We start from the raw sequence: 11,383 nt of genomic DNA, 5'->3' as shown, positions 1-11,383 counted from the left end.
CGGGCTAATATCACAAAGGAGTAAATACTCCGCAAAGGAAATTGCCGGTTGACTCGCCGCGCCGGTAGGGACTTTGGTCACCACCAGGGCAAACCCCGGACGAAGAAAGAAATGCGACCACGAGCGAATCTCGCGCGAGATTTCCGCCGTTCCACGGTGTGGCGCGATTTATGCTCCGCTTATCCGCGTTGAGTATCCTGCCGCGCGTGCGAGCGGCCGGAAAACCCTTCGCAAGTGGGCAGTGCGCGGCGCCCGGTGCGCGCTATGTTCCCCGTGCGCCCCGCACGGGGCGTTCCGGCGGCGGTGGGTCTAGGGTGTCGCACCCGTCGGGGCAATGGGCAATCTCGTTCGGGAGGTATGAAGCGTGAGCGGTACCCCGCCCGTCGGGACCCGGATGGCGATCGGCGCCGCGTTCGAACGGATGCCCTTCACCCCGCGTCACCTGCTGATCGCGTTCGCGCTGTTCATCGCGTTCGTGATCGAGTCCTGGGAACAGCTCGCGCTCGTCTACATCTCCACCGACGTCGGCAACGCGTTCTCGGTCGACGAAACCCAGGTCGGCTACCTGCTGTCCGCGGTCGCGTTCGGCATGATCCCGGGCTGCCTGGTGTGGGGACCGGTGGCCGACCGGATCGGGCGGCGGCCCACCTGCGTCTGGAGCCTGGCCGCGTACGGGGTGCTCGCACTCGTCTCGGCGTTCGCGCCGAACTACTGGGTGCTGCTGGTGCTGCGGATCGCCTCCGGGCTCGCGATGGCCGGGGTCTACACCATCACGTTCCCGTACTTCCTGGAGATGCTGCCGGTCCGCTGGCGGGGCCGGGCGGCGGTGTACCTGTCCATCGGCTGGCCGATCGGCATGCTGGCCGCGGTCGGGGCCAGTGTGAGCCTCGGGCACATCGGCTGGCGCGCGGTGGTGGTCGCGAGCGCGGTCGCCGGGCTGTGGGCGCTGGCCATCCGGTTCTGGGTGCCGGAATCGCCGTACTGGCTCGCGCAGCAAGGACGGCACGCCGAGGCGCGGGCCGTGCTGCGGCGCCTGGGCAACACCGAGATCGGCGACGACGTCACCTTCGCGGTCGCGCACGCACGGGCCGGGCGGCCGCTCGACCTGCTCGGCCGGAAGCTGATCAAGATCACCATCCCGATGCTGCTGGTGAACTTCGTCTTCAACTGGGGGTACTGGGGTTTGCAGACCTGGCTGCCGACCCTGTTGCAGGACAAGGGATTGAGCCTGTCCTCCAGCCTCGGGTTCGTGGCGATCAGCGCCCTGGTGATGATCCCGGGCTATATCAGCGCGTCCTATCTGACCGGCCGGTTCGGCCGCAAGAAGGTCTTCCTGGCCTACGTGCTCGCGGCCGCGCTCGGCGGCTTCTACTTCGCCACGGCCAGTTCGCTCACCGCGCTCTACATCGGAAACTTCGTGCTGGCGTTCTTCAGCCTGGGCGCCTGGGGGGTGTGGAACACCTGGAACGGGGAGTTCTATCCCACGGCCCTGCGGGGCACCGGCTACTCGTGGGCGACAACGGCGCAGCTCGGGGCGACCACCCTGGCCCCGTCCGCCGTCGGCTTCCTGCTGGCCCGCGCGACCGGGTTCACGACCACGATTCTGCTGATCAACGCGTTCCTGGTGGTGGCCGTGCTGCTGGCCACCGCGCTGCCGGAAACCGAGGGACAAGACCTGGAGTAACCACTCGCTTGCCCCAGGGTGCAGAATCCCCCGATGTGCGACTCGGAATCGACATCGGGCGAGCGGGCATCAAGCTCGCGGTCATGGCCGACGCCGAACTCGTCGCCGAGGCCGCCGCGGACCGGGGGCGGGTCGCCCCGGCGATCCAGGGCGCGCTGCGGAACCTCCCGGTCGCCGAACTCGAGGCCGCCGTCGTGACCACCGATCTGTGCACGGCCGATCCGGCGCCGACCGCCGTGCTGCGCATCGGCCCGCCGTGCCACGAATCGCTGGCCCCGCGCGCCGACGTGCGGGAGGTGGTGTCCGGCGGGCACACCCTGACCGGCCAGCCGCTCGCCGAGTTGGACGCGCGCGCGGTACGCGAGTTCGCGCACCGCGCGGGCGTGACGTCGTTCGCGGTGACCGCCATGGGGTCGCCGGTGCGGCCGGAGCACGAACTGGCCGCGGCGGAGATCATCACCAACGAGGTGCCGGGCGCCCAGGTCACGCTGTCCTACGAGTTCGGCCGGGTCGGGCTGCGGGAGCGGGAGAACAGCGCGGCGCTCAACGCGGCGCTGCGCCCGGCCGCCGATCTGCTCGTGGACACGCTGCGCGGCGCGGTCGACACCCGGCTGTTCTTCGCCCGGAACGTCGAAGGGCTGGTGTCCGAGGACTACTTCCGGCGGTTCCCGCTGGTGGCGTTCGCGTCCCGCGCGGGCACCACGCTGTGCGGCGCCGCGCGCCTGGCCGGGGTGTCCGACGCGGTGGTCGCCGACGTCGGCGCCGAGGAGGTGCGGATCGGCCAGGTGGCCGCCGGACGCCCCAAGGTGCGGGACGCCCCGGGCCCGGACGGCGCGATGCTCAGCATCACGCTGCCGGTCCTGCGCCGGATCCCGCCCGGCGCCCTGGGCACCCCGGAACCCGATTCGAACGCGCTCGCCGTCGGGGACGCGCCACCCGCGTTGCCGGGCTGGCGGCAGGTGCCGTACGCGCCGCTGGCCGGGGCGATCGGCGCGGCGACCGCCGAACCCGCCGCGGAGGTCGAACGCATCGTGCTCGCCATCGGCGACGCGGAACTGCGGCAGGAACTCGACGACACCCGGGGCGAGGCGCTGGCCAAGGTGATCAGCGCGGGCGCCGATCCGGCCACCGCGCGGGTGGTCACCTCCGCCTGCAACCCGATCTCCTACCTGCCCGACGGCGTGTACCGGGTGTTCGTCCAGGCCGAGGGGCGGCGCGCATGATCGACCAGGACGGGCTCGACCGGCTGGCCTCCCGGGCGCTGGAATTCGCGCCCGGCGCCGGGGATTCCGCGTTCGCCGCGATGCTCGACTTCGCGCGCGCGGTGCTCGACGAACGCGGTCCGGTGACCTTGCGGCCGCCGGGTGACCTGCCCCCGGACCGGCTGTGCTGCGCGATCACCGTGGTCGGCTCGACCATGGCGCTCGGCGAGCAGCCGCCGCGCGGCGACGAACCGCTGCGCGCGGTCCGGGCGCTGGAAAACCGGCTGGGCAAACCGATCGGCGCGGTCGCCGCGCTCAACGCCGCGGCGGAGAACCCGCTGCTGGCGGTGATCACCGCGGCCCAGTGCGGGGTCCCGCTGGCCGACGGGGACGGCACCGGGCGGGTGTTCCCGTTGCTGGAGCAGACCACGTTCGCGATCGGCGGGGTCGCCCCGGCGCCGCTCGCGGTGGCCAGTTCGCTCGGGGACGTGGCCCTGGTGGACACCGCCCCGCACCGGGTGGAGGATCTGGTGCGGCCGCTGGTGCTCGCGCAGGGCGGGTGGGCGGTGGCCGCCTGCTACCCGATGTCCACCGAGGAGCTCGCCGCCACGCTGGTGCCCGGCACGCTCAGTGCGATGCTCGATCCCGCGCCCCCGCAACGCGAGGTGCGTACCCTGTGCCGCGGCCGGATCGCGGTCGTCGAGCATTCGGCCCGGCGCCATCCGCGGCTGCCGTCCCGCCCGGCCAGCGTGGTCATCCACGAACTGGGCGGCCTGGAACGCCTGGTGCGCCTGGAAGCGCACAACGAGGTGGTGCTCGCGCTCACCGACGGGGCCGTCGCGGCGAGCGTGCCGGACCTGATCTGCCTGCTGTCGGTGGACGACGGCATGGTGGTCGACATCGACGCCGCTACCGCCGGCATGGAGGTGATCGTGGTGGTGCTGCCCGCGGCGCCCGCCTGGCACACCGAGGAAGGCCACCGGATCGGCGGCCTCGAAGCGTTCGGAATCGCGCGATGACCGCGATCACCGTCGCCGAACTCGTCCACGGCGGGCAGCTGTCCGACGCCGACGTGATCGGCGCCGCCGAGGATCCGGTGCTGGACGTGCGGATCGCCGATCGGCTCGAGGTCCTCGACTCGGTCAAACCGGGCACCGCGGTGGTGCTGACCGGCGCCGCCGCGCAGGGCGGGTGGACCGTCGAGATGGCGCTGCGGCTGGCGTGGGAACACGCGGCCGCGTGCGTGGTGGCCCCGGCCTCGGCGGTCACCGCCGAATCCACCGGGACGCTCGCCGACCGGCTCGGCGTGCCGCTCGTGGTGGTCGAGGAGGACTCGCTGATCGCCGCCGTGCGGATCGCCTCGGCGGTGGCGCGCCCCGACGCGGCCCGTTCGGAACGGGTGGCCGACGTCGCCCAGCGCCTGGCGGCGGCCGGACCGTCCGCACGCGGCGTGCTCGGCGTGCTCAACGGGGCCCTGCCCGGGGTCTCGGTGGCGCTGCTGGACGAGACCGGCCGGGTGCTCGCCGGGCGGCGCACCGACGGGAAACCCCTTGCCCAGGTGGAAATCCCCGGGCTCGCGGTGCTGGTGGCCACCGGGCGCAAACGGCCCGAGGATCTGGTGCGCAGCCTGCTGGAGCTCGCGGTGCCCGGGCTGACCGGCTGGGCGGCGACCCGCCGGCTGGCGAGCGAACGCGACGAGGCCGGGATGGCCGTGCTGCTGGACCGGTTCCTCGCCGATCCGGACGACGAGCGGGTCCGGGCGGAGGCGGTCGCGCTGGGCTGGCCGCTCGGCGGCGGGCTGACCGCGTATGCCGTGCACCGGCTGGGCCCGGGCGAACCGGCCCGCGGCGGCTGGCGGATCGGCCCGCTCATCCCGTTCCGCGACGGCTGGGTCGGCTGGCGGGAGGACGAAGTCGGTGACACCGCGCGGAAACTGACCACCGCGCTGGGGCACCAGCTGCCGTACCTCGCGTGCGCGGGCGGGGTGGCCGAACAGTCCCGGAGCCTGGGCGAGGCGATCGAATCGGCCCGGGCCGCCGCGCAGGTCGCCGCCGGAGCGGGCGCGGGAACCGTGGTCCGCGCCGACCGGATCGGCCCGGCGCAGCTGCTGGCCGCGCTGCCCGCGGAAAGCCTGGCGGGCCCGGCCCGCACGGTGCTCGCGCCGCTGATCGAAGCGGGCCTGGTGAGCACGCTCGACGCGGTGCTGGACACCGGCGGCTCCCCGACCGAAGCCGCGAACCGCCTGGGCGTGCACCGGAACACGGTGACCGCGCGGCTGGATCGGATTCGCACGCTCGGGTTCGATGTGGACGAACCCTCCCAACGGCTGGCCCTGCAAATCGCCTGCCGGGTGCTACGCGACGAAACCTGACCGAGCACACGAGTTACCCACTCGGGCACGCGAGTTACCCACTCGGGCACGCGAGTTGCACGCTCGGGGAAGCGAATTGCACACTCGGGCACGCGAAATACACACTCACGCCACCGAAATCCCCGTTCGGGTGGGTGCCGCGGGCCGGGCGCGCGTATGTCTCAGATATCGGACTCGTGTGCGCGAATGGGCAACTCGCGTGTCCGAACGTGTAGTTCGCGTGCCTGAACGTGTAGTTCGCTTGCGGGAGTGTGCAACTCGCGTCGGGCCGGGGTTCAGGGCAGCCAGAGGGCGGTGCTGCCGCGGCGGGCCAGCTGCGGGGCCCCGGGTTCGTCCGGTCTCGGCAGTTCCAGCAACGCCTGGATCGCCGACAGCACATCGCCCTCGAAACTCCAGAGCACATCCTCGCCGGGCAGGGAATCGGTCGTCGCTCGCGCGGCCACCGCGTCGTTCTCCCCGTGGATCTGAATCCGGTCGTAGCAATCCCGCCAGCCGTACGACCCGATCACCGCCGAGATGTGACCGTCGTCGTCACGAATGTGCTGAAAACGGAATCCCCGTGCCGTCAGGGCGCGCAGCCCTTCCTCGATCCGGTATGCGTTCATACCCGGCTCCCCGTGATCATGCCCTCGCGCAGATCGTCGCGCGTGGCTTCCCCGTCGCGTTCGGCGGGGTCGCCGAAACCGCCCCCGCCGCCGCTTTCGCAGCGCAGCACGTCACCTCGGGTGACGGGCAGCGCGTTGACCTTCAACAACTCGCATTCCCCGGGACGCCCCGGGTTCAGCACGACCTTCGGACCCGCGCCGGCCGTGCCGCCGAACAAACCCCAGGCCGGCGTCACCGAACGCTCGAACCACAGGGAAAGAAAACTGTCCGCCAGGATCCGGTATTCGCGGATCACCCCGTTCCCGCCGCGCCAGCGGCCGGCGCCGCCGGAATCCGGACGGACCGCGTATTCGTTGACCTGCAACGGAAACAGCGTCTCCAGCACCTCGATGGGCATATCCCGCAGGGCGCCGTTGACGCTGTTGATCAGGCACGATTCGCCGTCGCCGCCGAGCCAGGCGCCCCAGCCGCCGACGGTCGCCTCCTGGGAGACGAACAGCTTGCCCGAACGCGGATCCTCGCCGGTGATCTGCACGATCATCGAGTCGCCGTAGCTGGCGGCCGCGACCCGGTCCGGCATGGCCTCGGCGAGTGCCTTCACCACGAGATCGATCACCAGGCCGAGCTGCGAGTAGTAGTACTGGCAGGCGGCCGGTTCCACCGCGCCGAGCATCGAACCTTCGCGCACCAGCACGGAAAGGGGCCGGAACGATCCGCCGTTGAGCGGGACCGAACCGGACAGCAGCAGCTTGTAGCCCACCCGGCACGCCGCGATGGCCTGCGCCGCGCCGCAGTTGACCGGACCGGTCGCCTGGTCGGCGCAGTCGGTCAGGTCGATGGTCATCTCCTCGCCGCGGACCTCGATCCGGACGATGATCGGCAACGCGCGTTCCAGGTCGATGCCGTCGTTGTCGAGCATCCCGGCCGCCTCGTAGGTGCCGTCCGGGATGGCCGCGATCTGCGCGCGTTCCAGCCGCTCGGTCTGGTCGAAGATCTCGTCCCGCGCGGCGAGCACGGCGCCGATCCCCCACCGCTCGATGATCTCGGCGAGCCGGCGCTGCCCGGTGCGGGCGCAGGCCACCTGGGCCCGCAGGTCGCCGAGCGTCAGATCGGGGAAGCGGACGTTGCGGGCGATCACCTCGTGCATCGGCAGGCAGGGCTTGCCGCCCTCGTACACCTTGACCGGTCCGAGCCGCAGGCCCTCCTGGTAGATCGTGGTCGAGTCCATCGATCCGCCGGGATCCTTGCCGCCCACGTCGAGCCAGTGCGCCCGCGAGGCGGCGAACCCGGCGAGGGCGCCGCCCACGAAGATCGGCGCGTACACGGTGACGTCGTTGAGGTGCGTGCCGCCGATGTAGGAGTCGTTGAGCACCCAGATGTCCCCGGGCTGCCACACGTCCCGCCCGTGGATGCGTTCGGTGGCGCGGGTGCACTCCTCGAGGTTGCCGAGGAAGATCGGCAGCCCGGACGACTGGCCGAGCACGTTGTGTTCGTGGTCGAGCAGGGCGACCGCGCAGTCCTTGGCCTCGTAGATGACCGAGGTGTACGCCGACCGGATCAGCGTGGTGTTCATGTCCTCGGCGGCCTGCACCAGGGCGCACCGGATGATCTCCGTGGTGACCGGGTCGATCACGCGGCTGTGACCTTCCGCGACTTCTGGCTCAGGGTGACTCACGCGGCGTCACCCGCCTTGATCAGCAGGAAGCCGTGGGCGTCCACCGTGCACCGGGAGCCGGGCGGGACGACCGTGGTGGCGGTGTCCTCGACGATGATCGCCGGGCCGGGCACCTCCGCGTCCAGGGAATCCCGCCACAGCACCGGGGTCTGGTAGGTGCGGCCGTCGAACACGACCGGCCGCACGACCGGGTCGGCGCCGGGCCGCGGGGTGTGCCGGGCGGACCGTTTGGGCATGGTGCCGAGCCCGGTGGTCCGCAGCGTCACGAACTCGACCGGGGTCTCCGGGCTGGAATGGCCGTACCGGCGCTCATGCGCTTCGGCGAACCGTTTCGCGATATCGGACAAGAAAGCCGGTGCCTCCGGTTCGTGCGCGTTGAGCAGGTCGACGGTGAGGGTGTAGTCCTGCCCGGAATAACGCATGTCGACCGCATGGGTCACGCGGCGGCGGCTCGCCGGGATCCCCTGCTCGGTCAGCGCGCCGATGACCTGGATCTCCAGCGCGTCGAGCGCTTCGGACATGGCCTCGCCGTCGAACTCGTCCTGCGTGCGGAAGAAAGGATCGGTGAGGTCGCGCCGCACGTCGGCCTCGAGCATTCCCCACGCGCTGAACGCGCCGGGAAATCGAGGCACTGCGACCTCACCGATGTCCAGTTCGGCGGCGATGGCCGCCGCGTGCATGGGGCCCGCGCCGCCGAAGGCGATGAGCGCGAACTCCCGGGGCTCGATGCCGTGCTCGACGGTCAGCGTGCGGATCGCCTGCGCCATCTTGGCGTTGGCGACCCGGCAGATGCCCTCGGCGAGCTCGGCCGGGGCCATCGACAGCTGCCCGGCCAGCCCGGCGACCGCGCGGTGCGCGGCCTCGGTGTCCAGATCGAGCGAGCCCCCGGCGAATCCGTCCGGATCCACCCGGCCCAGCACGAGGTTGGCGTCGGTCACCGTGGCCTGGGTGCCGCCGCGGCCGTAGCACGCGGGCCCGGGCACGGCCCCGGCCGATTCCGGCCCCACCCGCAACGCCTCGGCCTCGGTGTAGGCCAGCGAACCGCCGCCCGCGCCGATGGTGTGCAGGTTGACGATCGGCAGCAGGATCGGGAAGCCCTCGATCTTCGCCTCGACCGCCACGTCCGGTTTGCCGTCGATCACCAGCGACACGTCGAACGAGGTGCCGCCCATGTCGATGCAGATCGCGTTGGGGCGGCCGAGCAGCCGCGCCGCGGCCACCCCGCCCATGGTGCCGCCGACCGGGCCGGACAGCAGCGTCTGCAGCGGGTGTTCCCGCGCGAAGGACGCGTTGACCAGCCCGCCGGAGGACTGCATCACGTGCACCGGGACCCGCAGCCCGCGTTCGGCGAAGCGGTCCTCGATCCGCGCGAGGTGGCGGCGCACGACCGGCCCGGTGTACGCCTCCAGCACGGTCGAGCAGGTGCGCTCGTATTCGCGCCATTCCCGCGCGACCCGGTGCGAGAGCACGATCATGACGTCCTCGCCGAGTTCCTCGGCCAGGATCTGCCCGGTGCGCAGTTCGTGCGCCGGGTTGAGGTAGCTGAACAGCAGGCACACCGCGACCGCGTCGAAACCTTCGGCCCGCACCCGGCGGGCGGCGGCGCGCACCGCGGCCTCGTCGAGTTGCTCGGTTTCCGTCCCGCGCCAGTCCAGGCGGCCGCCCACCTCGGCGACGTCCGACCGGGGCACGAGCGGCTCGGGTTTGCGGTATTTCAGGTCGAACAGGCGATCCCGGTTGCCGCGGGCGATGTGGTAGACGTCCCGGGCGCCGCGGGAGGCGAGCAGCAGAACGCGGGAGCCCTTGCGTTCCAGCAGCGCGTTGAGTCCCTGCGTGGTGCCGTGCACGAAGAAGGAGATCTCGCCGGCGTCGTCGAGCACGCGGTCCAGCGCGGCGAACACGCCCTCGGCGAGGTCACCGGGCGTGGTCGGCGCCTTGGCGGCGACGAGCTCCCCGGTCTCCTCGTCGTAACGGACGACGTCGGTGAAAGTGCCCCCGACGTCCATCGCGACCCGACTCGTCATAATCGCGAAAGGTACCTCGCGGCAGGGTGCGCGTTTCTGTGCAGAGCGCACGGCGTCCGCGCATCAAGGGGGCACTTCGCACATCACGTGTCATTTCAGTCGTCGATCATGGCCTGGATGCCGTCGAGCAGGCGGCGGAAGCCGAATTCGTACACGTCGACGACCACGTCCTCGTAGTCGTAGCCGCCGCGGCTCCAGACGTCGACGATCGACGGGTACCGCGCCTGGTCGAAGTACTCGTCCCAGAACACCGAACGCTCCGCCCACCAGGCGTCGTGCGACTTCCCGCTGGCGCGTTCGACCTGTTCGCTCTCCACCTCGTAGCTGACCATCGCGCCGACGAAGGCGTTGATCGCGTTGGCGGCCGCGCTGGACTTCCGGGGCGCCAGGCCGGTTCCGGACAGCGCGGAGATCAGGTACTCGGAACCGGCCAGCAGGCCGGGGCCGAGCGGGGGGCGGATGGTGGAGACCTGGCGCAGCCACGGGTGACGGCGGTACACCGCGCGCGTGCGCTCCGCGAACAGTTCGACCTGCGCTCGCCAGCCGCGCGGGCGGGGCTCGCCGGGGGCGGGGAAGTCGCGTTCGCCGAGTGCCGCGTCGACCATCAGATCGATCAGTTCGGCCTTGGACTCGATGTAGGTGTAGAGCGTCATGGTGCCCACGCCGAGCGATTTGGCGACCCGGCTCATCGACATGGCGGGCAGGCCCTCGGCGTCGGCCAGTGCGGTCGCGGCGGCGACCACGGCGTCCACGGTCAGGATCGGTTTGCGGCCGAGCGGGCGCTTCGCGTCCCCGGTTTTGCGTTCGTGCCGCCAGAGCAGGGCGAGGATCCGGTCGGGGTCGCTGCCGCCGCTGTGCTCAAGCGCCATGTCTCTCCCTGGTCCGCGATCACCGACGACCCGGATCCTACATTCCCGTATGACGTACGCTAAACTTTTCCGTAAGGCGTACGAGAACTGGGGGGCGCGATGACGATCCTGGTGACCGGGGCGACCGGCAGCGTGGGCCGGCTGGTGGTCGACGAACTGGTGCGGGCGGGAGCGCGGAACGTCCGGGCATTGACCAACAACCCGGAGAAGGCGGCGCTGCCCGCGGAGGTCGAGGTGGTCACCGGTTACCTCGGCCGCCCGTCGTCGCTCCCGGCCGCGCTGGCGGGAGTGGACACGGTCTACCTCGCCCCGCTCCCGGCGAAGGTGGGCGAGTTCGCCGATCTGGCCAAGCAGGCGGGGGTCCGGCGGGTGGTGACGCTGTCCGGTCTGCTCGCCGACGAGGAGGCGGCGCAGGACCCGAGCCAGTGGCACTACTACCTGGTCGAGAAAACGGTCGAGGAAGCCGGATTCGACTGGACCCACCTGCGGCCCGGCGCGTTCATGAACAACACCCTCGACTGGGCGGAGTCGATTCGCACGGAGGGCGTCGTCCGCGCGCCGTACCCGCACGCGGCGCAGACGCCGATCGATCTGGGCGACATCGCGGCGGTGGCCGCCGTGGCGCTGCTCGACGACAAGCACACCGGGGAGAAGTACCCGATGAGCGGACCCGAAGCGATCAGCCAGCTCGAGCAGGTCCGGGCCATCGGGCGGGCGATCGGGCGGGACATCCGCTTCGAGGAGCTGACCCGGGAGCAGTTCCACGAAGCCTGGGGCGCGAACGGGGTGCCCGCCGACGTCATCGAGTGGCTGCTCGACGGCTGGGCTCAGGCGACCGAACACCCGCAGGAAGTGGAGGACACCGTGGAACGCCTCACCGGCCGCGCCGCCCTGCCCTACGCCCAATGGGCCGAACGCAACGCCGACCGGTTCCGGTGATGAGTGCTTAGGG

At 71.5% G+C, this 11,383-nt stretch carries 9 protein-coding genes; 5 read left to right on the top strand and 4 right to left on the bottom strand.

Annotation, left to right across the window (positions count from 1 at the left end; genetic code table 11):
• Window positions 1–364 precede the first annotated feature (364 nt).
• The 4 genes from FXO23_RS02885 to FXO23_RS02870 are packed head-to-tail and all read left to right on the top strand — an operon-like array spanning window position 365 to window position 5,257.
• On the top strand, window positions 365–1,684 hold the full coding sequence (locus FXO23_RS02885) for an MFS transporter (protein WP_246256851.1): 1,320 nt from the start codon (window positions 365–367) through the stop codon (window positions 1,682–1,684).
• A 35-nt stretch (window positions 1,685–1,719) separates the two neighbouring features.
• Window positions 1,720–2,907 carry a hydantoinase/oxoprolinase N-terminal domain-containing protein gene (locus tag FXO23_RS02880; RefSeq protein WP_158880440.1) on the top strand — a complete coding sequence of 396 codons (1,188 nt, stop codon included), beginning with the start codon at window positions 1,720–1,722 and terminating at the stop codon, window positions 2,905–2,907.
• Window positions 2,904–3,905, top strand: coding sequence for a DUF917 domain-containing protein (locus tag FXO23_RS02875; protein ID WP_158880438.1), 1,002 nt, complete (start codon window positions 2,904–2,906; stop codon window positions 3,903–3,905). The genes FXO23_RS02880 and FXO23_RS02875 overlap by 4 nt, the downstream gene beginning before the upstream one ends.
• Window positions 3,902–5,257: a PucR family transcriptional regulator gene (locus tag FXO23_RS02870; RefSeq protein WP_158880436.1), complete on the top strand. Its 1,356-nt coding sequence runs from the start codon at window positions 3,902–3,904 to the stop codon at window positions 5,255–5,257. Before FXO23_RS02875 ends, FXO23_RS02870 begins: the two co-directional genes overlap by 4 nt.
• Before the next feature lie 275 nt (window positions 5,258–5,532).
• On the opposite strand, the gene FXO23_RS02865 is transcribed toward FXO23_RS02870, so the two are convergent.
• The 4 genes from FXO23_RS02865 to FXO23_RS02850 all read right to left on the bottom strand — a co-directional run bounded on the left by FXO23_RS02865 (window position 5,533) and on the right by FXO23_RS02850 (window position 10,431).
• Window positions 5,533–5,862 (bottom strand): hypothetical protein, encoded by a 330-nt coding sequence (locus tag FXO23_RS02865; RefSeq protein WP_158880434.1) that lies wholly within the window; start codon window positions 5,860–5,862, stop codon window positions 5,533–5,535.
• Complete coding sequence (locus FXO23_RS02860) at window positions 5,859–7,496, bottom strand: hydantoinase B/oxoprolinase family protein (protein ID WP_158880432.1); 1,638 nt, start codon at window positions 7,494–7,496, stop codon at window positions 5,859–5,861. Before FXO23_RS02860 ends, FXO23_RS02865 begins: the two co-directional genes overlap by 4 nt.
• Window positions 7,497–7,534: 38 nt before the next feature.
• Window positions 7,535–9,562 carry a hydantoinase/oxoprolinase family protein gene (locus tag FXO23_RS02855; RefSeq protein ID WP_158880430.1) on the bottom strand — a complete coding sequence of 676 codons (2,028 nt, stop codon included), beginning with the start codon at window positions 9,560–9,562 and terminating at the stop codon, window positions 7,535–7,537.
• A 95-nt stretch (window positions 9,563–9,657) separates the two neighbouring features.
• Window positions 9,658–10,431, bottom strand: a complete 774-nt coding sequence (locus FXO23_RS02850) for a TetR/AcrR family transcriptional regulator C-terminal domain-containing protein (protein WP_158880428.1) — start codon at window positions 10,429–10,431, stop codon at window positions 9,658–9,660.
• 99 nt (window positions 10,432–10,530) lie between these two features.
• On the opposite strand from FXO23_RS02850, the gene FXO23_RS02845 reads away from it, so the two are divergent.
• Window positions 10,531–11,370: an NAD(P)H-binding protein gene (locus tag FXO23_RS02845; RefSeq protein ID WP_158880426.1), complete on the top strand. Its 840-nt coding sequence runs from the start codon at window positions 10,531–10,533 to the stop codon at window positions 11,368–11,370.
• Window positions 11,371–11,383: the final 13 nt, after the last annotated feature.

Origin of the sequence: Amycolatopsis anabasis (genome assembly GCF_009765355.1) — a bacterium.
GTDB lineage: Bacteria > Actinomycetota > Actinomycetes > Mycobacteriales > Pseudonocardiaceae > Amycolatopsis > Amycolatopsis anabasis.
This window is presented reverse-complemented; position numbering and strand designations above follow the sequence as displayed.